Origin of the sequence: Nocardia sp. NBC_01377 (genome assembly GCF_045040005.1) — a bacterium.
Taxonomy (GTDB): Bacteria; Actinomycetota; Actinomycetes; order Mycobacteriales; family Mycobacteriaceae; genus Nocardia; species Nocardia noduli.
Genome location: NZ_CP109566.1, coordinates 6,596,476 through 6,613,719 on the forward strand (window position 1 = coordinate 6,596,476; position 17,244 = coordinate 6,613,719).

Below are 17,244 nucleotides of genomic sequence, written 5' to 3' on the forward strand. Positions count from 1 at the left end.
GGTGCCGTATTCCGCGGCGACGGCCGCCAAGCGCGCCGTCAGGTCGGCGTCCGCCCGGAAATCGACGAATCCGCCGCGCGCGGCACGCCGCGCGCGCCGCGACCGATCGGTCGGCAGCGGCAGTACTTCTGGCAGACTCGCCAATTCTTTTGTCCAATAGCCCAGTTGACGCACCAACAGACTGCGGGGATCGGACGGTCCGCCCAGCAGCCTGCGTTGCCACTCACTGTAATCGGAGTACTGCACATCGAGTGGGGCGAATGCGGGGGATTCACCCCGGGCGCGGTCGAGATAGGCGCGCACCAGATCGCGCGTCATCGGGGCGACGGAGTAGCCGTCGGCGGCGATGTGGTGCAGCACGACCACGAGAACGAACTCGTCGGCGGCGGTCGCGAACAGGATCGCCCGCACCGGCGGCGCGGCCGTGACATCGAATCCGATGGCGACGAATTCCCGGATGCGCGCGGTGAGGTCACCGGGCGGCACGGGCACCGGGGTCGGATCGACCCGCACCGCCGAGGCGGGCAGCACCTCCTGCACCGGGCCGTTGTCGGTGTCCGGGTACCGGGTGCGCAGGATTTCGTGCCGGTCGACCACGTCGGTGATCGCCGCGGTGAGCACGGCCGTGTCCAGTTCGCCGGTGAGACGGATGGCCACCGGGATGTTGTAGGCGGCCGAATCCGGTGCGAGCCGGTTGAGTACCCACATCCGCTGCTGGGCGGGTGCGGGTGGCACCGGGCCGGTGCTCGCGCGCCGGACCAGCGGGGGTCCGGCCTCGTCCGGGTCCAGGTGCGCGACCGCCTCGGCCAGCGCACCCACCGTCGGCGCGTCGAAGACCGCGGCCACCGGCACCCGCACGCCGAGCGCGGCGCCCAGACGGGCCACCACCGTGGTCGCGAGCAGTGAATTGCCGCCGAGTGCGAAGAAATCGTCGTCGATGCCGACCGCGCCTCGCTCCTTTTGATCTTGTCGAAGTGCATCGATGCCGATGACCTCGGCGAATACGGCGGCGACCACGCGCTCGGATGCCGTGACGGGGGCGCGGAAGGCCGCTTCGAGGAAAACCGGTTCGGGCAGCCGGGCCCGGTCGACCTTGCCGTTGGCGTTGAGCGGGAGTTCGGCCAGCGTGACGACGGTGGCGGGAACCATATAGGCGGGCAGTTCGGCCGCGATGGCCGCGCGCAGGTCCGGACCGTCGACGGCGTGCTCGCCGACCGCCGCGTAGGCGACAAGACGTGTGCCCGCCCGCGCGTCCCGGTGCGCCACCGCGACGGCGGCGCACACCGACGGCTGTCGCCGCAGAGCTGTCTCGACCTCGCCGAGTTCGATGCGGAAGCCGCCGATCTGGACCTGGAAATCGGCGCGCTCGAGGTATTCGAGCGTGCCGTCCGGACGCCACCGGACGATATCCCCGGTCCGGTACATGCGGGATTCGGAGTCGTGGGCGTTCGCGACGAAGGGATTCGCGACGAAACGCTCGGCGGTCAGCACGGGCCGGTTCCGATAGCCGCGCGCCAGCTGGCTGCCGGCCAGGTACAGCTCGCCCGAGACCCCGACGGGCACCGGCCGCAGCGCGGCATCGAGGACGTACACCCGGCTGTTCCAGGCGGGTGCGCCGATGGGTACCGAGTATCCGGGATCGTGATCCACCTCGAACGCGGTGATGGAGACGGCGGCCTCGGTGGGGCCGTAGAGATTCCACAAGCGGGTGCCTTCGCCCGCCGCGCGCCGGAACTCGGTCGCCGTCGCGGGTGGCAGCGCCTCACCGATCGCGAGCACGTGCCGCAGCGTGGCGGGCAGCGGTCGCGTCGGATCGACGGCGGGCAGCAGCCCGATCAGCGAGGGCACCGCGTGCAGCACGCTCACCCCGTACCGGTCCATGAGCGCGCGCAGCCGGTCGGGCTCGCGTTCGGTGCCCGGCTCGGTCACGATCAGCCGCCCGCCGGTGGTCAGCGGCGACCAGAACTCCCACACCGACAGATCGAAGGTCGCGGGGGTCTTCAACAGGACCGTGTCGTGCGACCCGAGGAGGAAAGTGTCGCGCAACCACGCGAGCTGGTTGACGATCGCCGCGTGCGAGATGGTCACGCCCTTGGGCAGACCGGTCGAACCGGAGGTGAAGATGACATAGGCCGGATGTTCGGGCCGCAACGGGCGGATCCGGTCCGCGTCATCGATCGGATCGGCGGTGTGGTTCGCGAGATCGAGGCGGTCGATCTCGAGTACCGGTGCGGCGGTGCGCACCGCACCGGCGTCCGCGCTGGTGGTGAGGACGCAGACCGGGTCGGCCGTCTCGACGATGTGGGCGATGCGGTCGGCGGGGTGGTCCGGATCGATGGGCACGTAGGCGCCGCCCGCCCGCACCACCGCGTACATGGCGACGACCAGTTCGATCGAACGGCGCACGGCCAGCACGACCGTGGCCTCGGGACCGACCCCGTCGGCGATGAGCCTGCGGGCCAGCCGGTTGACCGCGGCGTCGAATTCCAGATAGCCGAGCGTTCGTTCGGTGGCCGCGTCGACCAGCGCGATCGCCCCCGGCGCCCTGGCCGCCCCGGCGGCGGACAGGTCGGCGAGCGTGGTGGCCCGCACCGGATGCGCGGTCCGGTTCCAGCCGCGCAGCAGTCGTTCCCGGCCGGTCTCCCCCAGTAGATCGATATCGCCCGCCGCCGTGGTCGGCCGCGCGGCCGCCGTGACGAGGACCCGGCGCAGCTGATCGGCGATGCGGTGCGCGGTGGCGGGTTCGAACAAGTCGGTGGCGTAACCGAGGGTGAGTTCGATTCCGGCGGGCGCGCCTTCGGCGTCGTAGTGATCGACCGCGAACAGGTGCAGATCGAATTGGGCTATCCCGCTGTCGAATTCGATCGGGGTGAGCTCGAGTCCCGGTAGCCGCAGCACCGGGCGCTCGTGGTTCTGGAACGAGTAGCCGACCTGGAACAGCGGATGCCGCGCGGTCGAGCGTTCCGGATTCAGCACTTCGACCAGACGCTCGAACGGGACGTCGGCGTGGGAGAAGGCCGCGACGTCGGCGGCGCGCACCCGCCCGAGCAGATCATCGAAGGATTCCGCGCCGTCGACCCGGGCGCGAAGGACCAGGGTATTGACGAACATGCCGATGACGTCGTCGAATTCGGCCTCGCCACGGCCCGCGATCGGGGTGCCGAGTGCGATATCGGCGGAACCGGACAGGCGCGCGAGCAGGGCCGCGAACGCCGCCTGGACGACCATGAACAGTGTCGCGCCTCGGGCTCGTCCGACCGAGACCAGCGCGGCGTGCAACTCGGCGTCGACCGTCCACTCGACCTTCGCGCCGCGCAGACTCTGGTGCGGTGGACGCGGGTGATCGGTCGGCAGGGTCAGTTGATCGGGCAGTCCGGCCAGCGTCTCGGACCAGTACCCGATCTGCTCGGACGCCAGTGAGGCCGGATCGGTCTCCGCGCCGAGCAGTTCCCGTTGCCACAGTGCGTAATCCGCGTACTGCATCGGCTGCGGCGACCAGGCCGGGGCGCGGGCGTCGAGCCGGTCACCGTAGGCCGTGACGAGATCCCGGACGAAGGGGGTGAGCGACGAGCCGTCCGCGGCGATGTGGTGCAGGACGGCCGCCAGCACGTATTCCGCGCTCTCCCGGCCGCCGATCCGCCACAGCCGCAGGCGGATCGGCACTTCGGCCGCGACGTCGAAGGTGGTGGCGGCGAGTTCGGCGATCCGGCCCGGCAATTCCGCCTCGGTCACCTCGATCGGGTACAGCGCCGGAACCGCCTGCCCGGCAGGCACGATCAGCTGTGTCGCGATCCCGTCGACCTCCGGATACTTGGTGCGCAGCGATTCGTGCCTGGCGATCACGTCACCGAGCGCGGCCTGCAACGCGGCCACCCGCACCGTGCCCGAAAGCCGCAGCGCGAATGGGATGTTGTAGGCGGTCGACGCGCCGTCGAACCGGTTGAGGAACCACATGCGCTGCTGGGCGGGCGAGAGCGGGATCGGGTTCGGGCGCGCGCCCGCCGACGGTGCGGGCCTGGTGCGTCCGGACGTATCGGCCGCGGTCACCGCGACCGCGAGGTCGGCGACCCGCGGTGTCTCGAACAGCATCCGGACCCCGACCGAGCGATCGAGGGCCGCGCCGACGCGGGCGACGGCCTTGGCCGCGAGCAGCGAGCTGCCGCCGAGTTCGAAGAAGTCGTCGTCGGCGCCGATCTGCCGGTCCCCCACCGGAATACCGAGTACCTCGGCGAAGACACCGGCGACGATCTCCTCGGCGAGGGTCGACGGCGCGCGGTAGGCGGTGCTCTCGAACAGCGGTGCGGGCAGTGCGGCGCGATCGAGTTTCCCGTTGACGGTCAACGGAATCCGGTCGACGACCACGATCGCCGCGGGCACCATGTGTTCGGGCAGTCGTCCCGCGACCCGCTGACGCAGGGCCGCGACATCCACGGGACGCGACGGTGTCCGCACCACGTAGCCGATCAGCCGGGGTTCGTCGGCGAGGTCGGTGCGCACGACCACCACGGCCTCACCGATATCGGGTGCGCCCGCGTCGAGCAGCGCGGCCTCGATCTCACCGGGTTCGATACGGAAACCGCGCAGGTTGACCTGCTGGTCGGCGCGACCGAGGTATTCCAGTTCGCCGTCCGCGGTCCAGCGGGCGAGATCGCCCGAACGGTAGGCCGGTGAACCGTCGCTCGCGTAGGGGTCGGCGACGAACCGGCCCGCGGTCAGGCCGGGACGTCCCAGATAGCCGCGCGCGAGCTGGCCACCGGAGACGTAGATCTCACCGGGCACGCCGACCGGCGACGGGCGCAGCCTGGCGTCGAGTACCCGCACGACCAGCCCGGGAATCGGGCCTCCGATGACGCTCGCCGCGCCGTGACCGGGTTCGATCGGCCGGTAGGAGACGTGCACCGTGGTCTCGGTGATGCCGTACATGTTCACCAGGCGCGGCACGTCCGGATACCGGGCGAACCAGCCGTCCAAGCGCGCCGGTTCCAGTGCCTCGCCGCCGAAAACGACCGAGCGCAAGGCGAATTCGGCGGGTTCGCGCGCGGCGTCGGCGGCGATCAGCTGGTAGAACGCCGAGGGCGTCTGGTTCAGCACCGTCACCCGCTCGCGGATCAGCAGTTCGCGGAACTGCTCGGGCGAGCGCGAGGTGAAGTAGTCGACCACGACGAGCAGGCCGCCGTTGAGCAATGCGCCCCACACCTCCCAGACCGAGAAGTCGAAGGCGTAGGAATGGAACATCGTCCACACATCGGAGGGTCCGAAGTCGAACCGGTCGGCCGTGTTGTCGAGCAGGCGAAGCAGATTGCGGTGCGGGACGACCACGCCCTTGGGTTTGCCGGTGGAACCCGAGGTGTAGATGACGTAGGCGGTGTGCGCGGGCAGCAACGGCGCGCGGCGATCGGCGTCGGTCAGGGGGGACGCGTCGATGTCGGCGAGGTTCGGCGCGGCGACATCGAGTATCGGGCCGCCGAACCAGTCGCGCGGCAGGCCGGTCGCGGCACTGCCGATGGCGCAGATCGGCAGCGCGTCGCCGAGCATGTACTCGATCCGGTCCGCCGGATAGTTCGGGTCGACGGGCAGGTACCCGCCGCCCGCCTTGAGCACCGCGAGCAGGGCGACGATCATTTCGGTCGTACGCGGGAGCGCCACCGCGACCAGCGTTTCCGGGCCGACGCCCGCCGCGACCAGTCGACGGGCGAGACGGTTGGACCAGGCGTCGAGTTCGGCGTAGGTCAGCGTGCCCGAGCCGGAGCGCACCGCGAGTGCCGACGGATCGATGGCGGCGGCCGAGGCGAAACGATCGGCGACGGTTCCGGCCGGAGCCAGCGCCGCCACACCGGCGCGCGACCAGTCGTAGAGGGCACGGTGCTGTTCTTCGGCGCTGAGCAATTGGATATCGCCGACGACGACCGTGGCGTCGGCGGCGATGGCGGCGAGTACCTGGGTGAAGCGGCGCGCGAGTACCGCGATGGTGCCCGCGTCGAACAGGTCGGTCGCGTAGACGATCTCGATATCCATGCCGTCGGCGCGGCTGCCCGCGTCGTCGGATTCGACGACGGTGAGCTGGAGGTCGAATTTCGCGGCGACGGTGTCGAATTCGACCGGGGCGACGACGAGTCCAGTCGTCTCGAGAGCGGGCAGCGCGAAATTCTGCCAGCTCAGCGCCACCTGGAACAGCGGGTGCCGGTTCTGCGCCCGCGCGGGCGCGATCAGCTCGACGATCTGCTCGAACGGCAGATCCGCGTGCGAGAGCGCATCGAGATCCGCGCCGCGCACCGTGTCGAGAATGGTTTCGAAGCGGGCCCTCGGGTCGATGTCGGTGCGCAACACCAGGGTGTTGACGAACATGCCGACCAACCGGTCGAGTTCGGCCTCGCCGCGACCGGCGACCGGGGTTCCGATGGCGATATCGCTCCCGCCCGACAGCCTGGCGAGCAGTACCGCGAGCGCGGCGTGCACCGTGCTGAACAGGGTCGTCTCGCGTTTGCGCGCCAGTTCGCGCAATTCGCTGTGCAGGTCGGAATCGATGCGGAACCGGTGGGCGCAACCACGGAAACCGGTGGCGACCGGACGCGGACGATCGGTGGGCAGGTCGAGCTGTTCGGGAATGCCGGCGAGCGCGCGCCGCCAGAACTCCCGCTGGCGGTGCGCGGTGGAGCCGGGATCGTCGGCGTCGCCGAGCATGTCGAGCTGCCACAGGGTGTAGTCGGCGTATTGCACCGGCAGCGTGGTCCATTCGGGCGCGACGCCCGCGCTCCTGGCCGCGTAGGCCGACAGCAGATCCGTCGCCAGCGACGCCAGCGAGAAGCCGTCCGCGCTGATGTGGTGCAGCACCAGCACGAGAACATGCTCGGCCGGGGACAGCTCGAACAGATTCGCGCGCAGCGGCAGTTCCGCGGTGAGGTCGAAAGTCCCTGCGGCGCAGGCATCGAGCCGTCCGGCCAGTTCGGCTTCGGTGATCGCCTCGTGGCACAGCGGCACAGCTGCCTGTCCGGCGGGGACGATCACCTGCTCCGCGCCGTCCGCGCCCGCCGGATAGCGGGTGCGCAGCGATTCGTGGCGGCCGATCACATCGGCCAGCGCCGCGCCGAGCGCCTCGGTGTCGAGTCGCCCGGTCAGCCGCAGGGCGACGGGGATGTTGTCGACCGCGTCACCGGGGCCGTCGGCCGCGTCGGCGAGGAAACGGTTGAGGAACCAGAGCCGCTGTTGCGCGGGCGCGAGCGGAATCCGTTCGGGGCGCGGTCGGGCGGTGAGGGCGACCCGCGCGCCGTCACCGCGCAGCAGGTCGGCGTAGTCGGCCAGCGCCGCCACCGTCGACGCGTCGAACAGCGCGCGCACCGGCACCCGCGCGTCCACGGCCGCGCCGAGCCGCGCGGCGACCCTGGCCGCGGACAGCGAATTACCGCCGAGCGCGAAGAAGTCGTCGTCGAGGCCGATCCGGCCCGCGTCCGATTCCGAATCGAGGATTTCGGCGAAGACCCGCGCGACGGTCCGCTGGGTCGCGGTCGCCGGGGCGCGGAAGACCACCGGTTCGAGATCCGGTGCGGGCAGAGCCCTGCGGTCCAGCTTGCCGGAGGCGTTGACCGGGAATTCCGCCAGCACCAGCAGCGCGGCGGGGATCATGTAGTCCGGTAGTCGACGCGTCAGCGCGGCGCGCACCGCGACCGGATCCAGGCCGGGCTCGCGCGCGGCGAGGTAGCCGACGAGCCGACTGCCCTCGTGCACGACGACGGCGGCCTGCGCGACGCCGTCGACCGCGGTGAGCGCCGCCTCGATCTCGCCGAGTTCGATCCGCAGACCGCGCAATTTCACCTGGAAATCGGTGCGGCCCAAATATTCCAGCTCACCGTCGCGCCGCCACGCGGCCAGATCACCGGTCCGGTACATGCGCGCACCCGGTGTGCCGAAGGGGTTCGCCACGAAACGGTCGGCCGTCAGATCCGCCCGTCCGACGTATCCGCGCGCCAGCTGGGCGCCCGCGAGATACAGCTCGCCCGCCACACCGGCCGGGACCGGACGCAACCGGCCGTCGAGGACGTACACCCGCGTATTGGCGACCGGCACGCCGATCGGCACGGTGTCGACATCGGCCTCGGTCACCTGGTGGTGGGTGACATCGACCGCCGCTTCGGTCGGTCCGTAGAGATTCAGGACCCGCGCGCCGGTCGCGCGCCGCAAGCGGTGGGCGGGTTCGGGGGCGAGGGCCTCCCCCGAGGAGAACACCAGACGCAGGTCGGCGCAGTCCGCGACGGCGGGTTCGGCGACGAACACCGACAGCATCGACGGCACGAAATGCGCCACGGTGACCCGTTCGCGCCGGATGACCTCGGCCAGGTAGCCGGGATCGCGGTGGCCGTCGGGCGCGGCAACCACCAGGCGCGCGCCGTGTTGCAGGGGCCAGAAGAACTCCCAGACCGACACGTCGAAAGTGGCAGGGGTCTTCTGGAGTACGGCGTCGTCAGGGGTGAGCGGGTAGGCGTCCTGCATCCACACCAACCGGTTGACGATCGCCGCGTGCGAGACGACGACGCCCTTGGGGCGGCCGGTCGATCCGGAGGTGAACAGCACGTAGGCGGCGTGGTCGGGGCGAATCGGGGCGGCCAGGTCACTGTCGGACAGCGGGGTGTCCGGGTAGTCGGCGGTGTCGAACCCGTTCACGTCCAGTACGGCCCACTGCCCGCCGCCGACCGGCCAGTCGACGTGGTCCTCGGCGCGGCTCAGCGCGCAGACCGGCCGTGCGCCCGACAGCACGTCCCCGATGCGCTCGGCCGGATATTCGGGGTCGAGCGGGACGTAGGCCGCGCCCGCCGCCAGCACGGCGTACAGGGCGACGACGAGATCGGCCGAGCGGTGCATGGCCACGGCCACGGTGCGATCGGGGCCCGCGCCGATCGAGATCAGCAGCCGGGCCAGGCGATTGACCCGGCTCGCGAATTCGGCGTAGGTCAGCGATATCTCGTCGCAGATGAGCGCGACCGCGTCCGGGGTACGCAGGCGCTGCGCCTCGAACAAAGAGACCAGGGTGGCGGCGGGGTCGATCGGGCGGGAGGTGGCGTTCCAGGTATCGAGCAGTCGGGTGCGCTCGGTGTACGAGAGGGTGTCGATCCGTTCGATCGGCGTTCCCGGGTCGGCGGCGACCACGTCGAACACCCGCAGCAGCCGGGTGGCGAAGGAGGCGATGGTCTCCGGGTCGAACAGGTCGGTCGAATACTCGAAGACGGCGTCGATGCCACCGGCGCCGAGGTCTTCGCGCAGTGTCAGTTGCAGGTCGAATTTAGCTGTGCCGCTGTCGATCTCCAGTTCCGAGACGGCGAGTCCGGCCAGATCCAGGCTGGTCCGCGCGGTGTTCTGGAAATCGAGCATCACCTGGAACAGCGGGTGGCGCGCCGTGGACCGCCGCGGATCGAGTGCCTCGACCAGGCGCTCGAACGGGACGTCGGCGTGTTCGAAGGCGCGCAGGTCGGCGTCGCGCACCGCCGCGAGCAGGTCGGCGAAGGCACCGTCGGGGCGCACCCCGGTACGCAGGACCAGGGTGTTGACGAACATGCCGACCAGATCGTCGATGGCCCGGTCACCGCGACCGGCCACCGGTGTGCCGATCGGGATGTCGCGCTGTCCGGACAGCGTCGCCAGCAGTACCGCGAAGGCGGTGTGGCACACCATGAACAGCGACGCGTTGGCCTCGGCCGCGATGGCTTCCAGCCGACGATGGGTCCGCGCGTCGACGGTGAAACCGTGCCGCGCGCCACGGCCGGAGGCGACGGGTGGGCGCGGGCGATCGGTCGGCAGCGTGAGCACCTCGGGCAGCTCGGCGAGTTCGGCCGACCAGAAACGGATCTGGGAGGCGATCGGCGAGTCCGGATCGTCCTCGGAGCCGAGCGTATCCCGCTGCCACAGGGTGAAATCCGCGTACTGCGCGGGCAGCGGCGACCAGTCGGGCGCTGCTCCTCCGTGCCGAGCGGCGTAGGCGCGCATCAGGTCTCGGGTCAGCGGTGCGATGGACCAGCCGTCGGCGGCGATGTGATGCATGGAGACGACGAGCACGTGTTCGGCGGGATCGATCCGCAGCAGCGCCAGCCGGATCGGTGGCTCGATGTCCACCGCGAACGGCACGGCGGCCGTCGCCGCGACGCGTTCGCTCAGTCGCGCCGCCGCGACGGGTTCGGGGGTGAGGTCGAAGGTCACCGCGTAGGCGGCGAACACTTCCTGGCGCGCGATCCCGTCGACGGCGGGGTATCTCGTGCGCAGCGTCTCGTGCCTGGCGACCAGATCGGCGACGGCCGCGGTCAGTGCCGGATGGTCGAGCACACCGCGCAGCCGCATCGCGGCGACGAGGTTGTTCGCGACGGAATCACCGTCGAGCTGGTTCAGGAACCACATCCGCTGCTGGGCATACGACAGCGGCACGATCTCCGGTCTGGCCCCGGCGACCAGCGCGGGACGGATCGGCGTGGCGCCGGGTTCGGGCAGCTGCCCGGCCAGCGCGCCGACCGTGGGACGTTCGAACAGCATGCGGACCGGGACGTCCGCGCCGATCGCCGCCGCCAGCCGGGCCGCGATCTGGGTCGCCACCAGCGAATTCCCGCCGAGTGCGAAGAAATCGTCATCGAGCCCGACCCGGTCCAGGCCGAGCACCCCGGCGAATTCGGACGCGACCAGCCGTTCGTATTCGGTCTCGGGAGCACGGTAGGTCGCGGCGGTCAGTACCGGTTCCGGCAGCGCCGCGCGATCGAGTTTGCCCGAACTCGTCAACGGCATCGCCGCGAGCGGGACGAACGCGCCGGGCACCATGTACGAGGGCAGCACCTCGCGCAGCCGCTCCCCCAGCATCGCGCCGACCCGGGCGTCGTCGAGATCGGTCACCACGTACGCGACCAGCAGTTCACCCGCCGGGCCGGTGTGCACCCGCACCGCGGCCGCCGTGACGGCGGCGTCGGTGAGCAGCGCGGCCTCGATCTCGCCGAGTTCGATGCGCTGGCCGCGCAGTTTCACCTGGGAGTCACCGCGTCCGAGATATTCCAGCGCACCGCGACGGTTGCGGCGCACCAGATCACCGGTCCGGTACATCCGCGCGCCCGCCGGACCGTACGGGTCGGCGACGAAACGTTGCGCGGACTGGCCGGACCTGCCGTGGTATCCGCGCGCCACCTGCACGCCGGACAGATACAGCTCGCCCACCACCGAATCGGGCACCGGGCGCAACCGCGCGTCCAGCACCAGGACCCGGCTCTCGGCGACGGGCCGACCGATCGGCACCGGGCCGCTGGCCCGCACGTCGACGGGGGCGTGGGTGGCGTGCACGGTGAATTCCGTCGGGCCGTACAGATTGTGCAGTTCGGCGCGGCACACCGCCGCGAAGGCCGCCGCGGCTTCGCCGGTCATCGCCTCGCCCGCGACGAAGACCGTCCGCAGCGAGGTGAGCGCGGCGGGCGCGGCGACAGCGGCGAACACCGTCAGCATGGACGGCACGAAGGAGGTCATCGTGACCCGATCGGCCGCGATGGTCGAAGCGAGGTAGGCGGCGTCGCGGTGCCCGTCGTGTTCGGCGACGACCAGTCGCGCGCCCCTGGTGAGCGGGGCGAACAGTTCCCACACCGAGACGTCGAAGGTCGCCGGGGTCTTGAACAGCACGCTGTCGGCGGGACCGATCGCGTATTCGTCGGCGATCCAGCGCACCTGGTTCGCCACCGACCCGTGCTGGACCGCGACACCCTTGGGAAGTCCGGTCGACCCGGAGGTGAACAGGAGGTAGGCCGCGTTGGCCGACCGCAGCGGACCGAGCCGCTCGGAGTCGCGCACCGGCCCGGCGTCGCCGTTCCGGTCGATCCGGTCGGCCACCAGCACCGGAACCTCGGGGTCATCGATATCCCAGCCGTCGGCCGCACGCGTCAGCACACAGACCGGTCCCGCCTGCGCCAGGACCCGCGCCAGGCGCGCGCCCGGCTGGTCGGGGTCGACCGGCACATACGCGCCGCCCGCCGTGAGCACCGCGTAGACGGCGGTGACGAATTCCGCCGAGCGCCGCATCCCGAGCACGACCCTGGTCTCCGGACCGACACCGGCGCCGATCAGCATGCGCGCCAAGCGGTTCACCTCGGCGGCGAACTCGGCGTAGGTGTAGACGCGATCACCATCGGCGAGGGCGACGGCGTCGGGAGTGCGGTTCACCTGGTCGGTGAACGCGTCCAGGACGGTGTTCTCCGCGCGCTCGGTCATGCGGTCGAGCAGGGGCAGGTTTCCGACCACGGCATCCACGTCGCGGATGCTGTTGCCAGGGGAGGCTGCCGAACCGCCACGCACACCATGCTCGACCTCATCGAGCAGCGACACATCACCGACGACGGCGTCCGGGGCGGACTTACCGAGAGCGATCAGGCGAGCACACTCGACCTCGTCGAGCAGCGGCAGGTCACCGACTACCGCGTCCACGTCGGCGACGAGCCCTCCGAGCAGCCGCAGCAACCACCCTGACAGCTCCACGATCGTCTGTGCGTCGAAAAGATCGGTGGCGTAGGCGAATTCCGCGGGCACGGGGTCCGCGCCGGTGAATCCGCCGGTGACGGTGAGCTGGAGATCGAATTTGGTCACGCCGGTGTCGATGACCTCGGTGGACACCGTCAGACCCGGCAGCGCGAATTCGATCGCGGCGGCGTTGTCGAAGGCGAGCATCACTTGGAACAGCGGGTGTCTGGCCTGCGAGCGCATGGGGTTGATCGCTTCGACCAACTGCTCGAACGGCAGGTCGGCGTGGCCGTAGGCCGCCAGATCGGTGTCACGTACCCGTGCGAGCAGCGCGGAGAACGGTTCGGCCGGGTCGACGGCGGTCCGCAGGACGAGGGTGTTGACGAACATACCGATGAGTTCGTCCAGGGCCCGCTCACCGCGGCCGGCGACGGGGGTGCCGATCACGATGTCGGTGCCGCCGGTGACCCGGGACAGCAGCGCGGTCAACGCGCCGTGCAACACCATGAAGGCCGAGACGCCGTGTGCCCGGGCGATATCGGCGATTCCGGCGACCAACGCGCCCGGCATCTCGAACCGGTGCACCGCACCGCGCCCGGACGCGGTGGCGGCACGCGCGCGATCGACGGGCAGGTCGAGTTGTTCCGGTGCGCCCACGAGGGTTTCGGTCCAGTACGCCAGCTGCCGGGACAGCGGCGCGTCCGCGTCGTCGGGTGCGCCGAGTACCTCGCGATGCCACAGGCTGTAGTCCGCGTACTGCACCGACAACGGCGACCACTGCGGTTCGACGCCGCGGCAGCGAGAGCCGTAGGCGCGCATCACGTCACGGGCGAGCACACGCAGCGAGAGGCCGTCCGCGGCGATGTGGTGCAGAACCAGCGCGAGCGCGACACCGCCGTCGTCCACGGTGAGAATTCTTACGCGGAAGGGGATCTCGCGTTCCAGGTCGAAACCGGTCGCGGCGAAGGCGGACAGTGTTCGGTCCAGTGCCGCGGCGGCGATGGGCTCCGGTTCGTCGGTCACCACCACTTCGGGCACGATCTGCTGCGCGGCGACACCGTCGGGATGGCCGATCGGCAGCGCGGGGAACAGCGTGCGCAGAATCTCGTGGCGTTCGACCACGTCACCGATGGCCGAACGCAGCGCGGACAGGTCGACCTCCCCGCGCATCCGCACGACGAAGGGCATGTTGTATCCGGCCCCGGCCCGTTCGAAGCGGTTCAGGAACCAGATGCGCTGCTGCGCGGGTGAGAGCGGAACCAGCGGCGGCCTCGGGCGCGCCCGCAGCCGCGCGGTCGTGGCGATACCACCGCTGCCGCCCGCGGCCTCGATCAGTTCGGCGAGTTCGGACACCGTGGTCGCGGTGAACAATTCGCGCACCCCGAGCAGGCAGCCCAGTTCGGCGCTCAATCGCGCGGCCACCCTGGTCGCCACCAGACTGTTGCCACCGAGTGCGAAGAAGTCGTCGTCGAGGCCGACCCCTTCGCGGCCGAGCACATCGGCGAAGGCCGACGCGACGGCCCGCTGCACCGCCGTGACCGGTGCGCGGTACTCGATCGCGGCCCGTTCCGGCGCGGGCAGCGCGGCGCGGTCGAGTTTGCCGGAGGCGTTGACCGGCAGCGCGTCGAGGACGACGTAGGCCGAGGGCACCATGTAACCGGGCAGCGCGCGTGTCGCGGCGGCGCGCAGGTGGGCGGCCGACACCGTGCCCGGTTCTGATTCCACCGCGTAGGCGACCAGTTGTTCACCCGCGCCTGCGTCGTCGCGGACGACGACCACCGCGCGCACCACCGAATCCACGGCGCCGAGCACCGCTTCGATCTCGCCGAGTTCGATCCGCAGACCGCGCAGCTTCACCTGGAAGTCCGTGCGGCCCAAGTATTCCAGTTCACCGTTGGCGTTCCAGCGCACCAGATCACCGGTGCGGTACATCCGCGCGCCGATCGCGGACGGGCCGTCCGGTCCGGCGAAGGGGTCGGGGAGGAAGCGTCCGGCGGTCAGTCCGGGTCGCGCGAGATAACCCCGAGCGAGCTGTACCCCCGACAGATACAGCTCACCCGGAGCTCCGATCGGCGCGGGCCGCAGCCGCGAATCGAGCACGTAGAGCCCGGTATTGAATACCGGTGCGCCGATCGGCACCGAGACGGTGTCGGCGTCGGTCACTTCGTGGAAGGTGACGTCGACCGCGGCCTCGGTGGGTCCATAGAGGTTGTGCAGCGTCGCACCCGTCAGCACGCGCAGACGTTGCGCCAACTGCGCGGGCAACGCCTCGCCGGAGGCGAATACCGCACGCAGTGAAGTGGCACATTCGATATCCCGGTGCGCGAGGAACGCCTCCAGCATCGACGGTACGAAATGCGCGATGGTCACGCCGTATTCGGCGATGACCGCACGCAGGTAGGCCGGGTCGCGGTGCCCGTCGGGTGCGGCGAGTACGAGGACCGCGCCGATCTGCAAGGGCCAGAAGAATTCCCAGACCGACACGTCGAAGGTGGCCGGGGTCTTCTGGAGCACCACGTCGTCGGCGGACACCCGGTAGGTCCGCTGCATCCACACCAGCCGGTTCACGACGGCCTCGTGGGTGATCGTGACGCCCTTGGGCAGTCCGGTCGAGCCGGAGGTGAACAGGACGTAGGCGGGATGGGCCGGTCGCAGCGCCGCGAGACGCTCGCCGTCGCGGATCGGCGCGTCGGAGAATCCCGACAGGTCGAGCCGTTCGACGTGAACCAGCGGAGTTCCGGAAAGTTCTGATATGTCCGAGGTTTCGGTGGCGAGCACACAGACCGGGCGGGCGGTGGCGAGAATGTGCGCGGTGCGTTCGACGGGGTGGTCCGGATCGAGCGGCAGGTACGCGCCACCTGCCGCCAGTACCGCGTACATCGCGACGACCAGATCGGTCGAACGCCGCAGGTGCAGCGCTACCACCGTCTCCGGACCGACACCGGAGGCGATCAGATGGCGCGCCAGCTTGTGGATGCGTCCCGCGAGTTCGCGATAGGTCAGGCCGGGCTCGGAGGCGGCGCGCAGCGCGAGCGCGCCCGGGGTGCGCACGGCCTGCGCGTCGAACATCGACACCAACGTCACGGGTGCGCCGGTGCCTTCGTCGACCGCGGCGGCCACGTCGAAGGCGGTGGCGTTCCAGATCCTGGTGCTCACCTCGACTTCCAGTTCGGTCGCGACCGCGATGTCGACGACCGCGTCGTCGAGATCGGCATCGGCGAGCCGTCGCAGGTAGCTCAGGAAGCGCGCGTGATGACGGGCGAGGTCGTCGTCGGCGTAGAGATGCGGATTCGCCTCGAAATCCACGTGCACACTGTCGCGTTCGCCGTAGTAGACGTTGAGACTCAGATCTTCCACCGGACCGGTGGACAGCACGTGGTAGCGGCCGACGGTGTCGCCGAGCGCGAGATCGCTGCGGAACAGCATGATGTTGGCGATCGGACCGAACAGCGCGCGGCGCGCGGGTCTGCCGTCGTGTTCGGCGTCGCGGCGGATGTCCTCGTGCCGGTAGCGCTGATGACGCAGCGCGCCCGCCACTTCGACCCTGGTGGCGCGCAACAGTTCACCCCAGCTCACACCGGCACCGACGGCGACGCGCAGGGGCACGATATTGGACAGCATGCCCGCCGAACGTCGCATGACCGCGGTGGTGCGCGCGGTCACCGGCAGGCTGAGCACCACGTCGTCGCGATCGGTGATCCGGCCGAGATAACCGGCGAAGGCGGCGAGCAGTACCACGGCGATGGTCGAATCCTGGCTCGCGGCACGGCCGTCGAGCTGGTCGACGAGTCGCTGCGGCAGCGCGCGCCCGACGATCAGGTTGTTGGCCGCCCGCGGCGCGGTTCGACCGTCCAGACTGGTCGGCGCGTCGAGCCCGGCCACCCGCTGGGCCCAGTGCGCGCGATCGGAGTCGAATCTGGCGCTGTCGCGGTAGGAGAGTTCGCCCTCGACCAGCGCCCGCACGGTGCCTGGTCGCACGGATTCGAGTTCGGTGCCGTGCATTCTCGCGGTGTAGCGCTCGGCCACGCGCATGGTGTTGGTCAGCGCGCCGAATCCGTCGAGCACGATGTGATGGGCGCGCAGGTACCAGAAATACCGCTGGTCGGCGACCCGCAGCACCGCGCCCGCGAAGAGACGGTCGCGCAGCAGGTCGACCGGTGCGCCCGCGTCGGCGCGCATCCATTCGTCGGCGGCCGCCACCGGGTCGATGTGGTCCCGGAAGTCGATGAGGGGGATGTCGATCGTCAAGGCGGGATCGACGATCTGGTGCGGAGTGCCGTCGCCCGCGCCGAGGCGGACCAGCGTCGACTCGTAGTCCAGTGCCGCTTCGCGCGAAACCTCTTCGAGCACCGCGGTATCCAGATCGCCCCTGATGTCGACGTACTGCGCGATATTGATCGGCACGCCGGGATCGAGGAGTTGCGCGTACCAGAGTCCCAGTTGCGCGGGCGCGAGCGGAAACGGAATCGGCTCGGTTGTCGAGGTATCGGCGTCCGCCTTCGGCCGCGCGTTGAACCCACCCAACTCCGTACCGTGCACCAGAGCCTCCTCGTTTGGTGAAACAACTTCCGGCCGAATGTTTTCGGGCAGCATCGAGAGAGCCCGCGCCGGATCGGGCGATCCGGAATGCCGGGCGTGTGTGCCACCGGTGGGTATTCGGCGAATGCGCGGGACGCGGGTACGTCACCGACGCGGGGATCCGATTGATTACGTGAAAACGAGTTCGTGACCTCCGCGGTCACGTCCGTGGCGAACTCCTGCCGCCGACGGGTTGTGCCAAGCCCG

1 protein-coding gene (only partly in view) is annotated in these 17,244 nt (G+C 70.4%); it reads right to left on the bottom strand.

Going from position 1 to position 17,244, the window contains the following annotated elements; all coding sequences use genetic code 11:
* A protein-coding gene (locus tag OG225_RS30365; protein ID WP_405178349.1) for a non-ribosomal peptide synthase/polyketide synthase crosses the window boundary here: on the bottom strand, positions 1 to 16,998 show its 5' portion. The gene continues 954 nt to the left of window position 1, outside the view; the window shows 16,998 of its 17,952 coding nt (coding positions 1–16,998); its start codon is at positions 16,996 to 16,998; its stop codon lies off the left edge, out of view.
* Between the last annotated feature and the right edge of the window lie 246 nt (positions 16,999 to 17,244).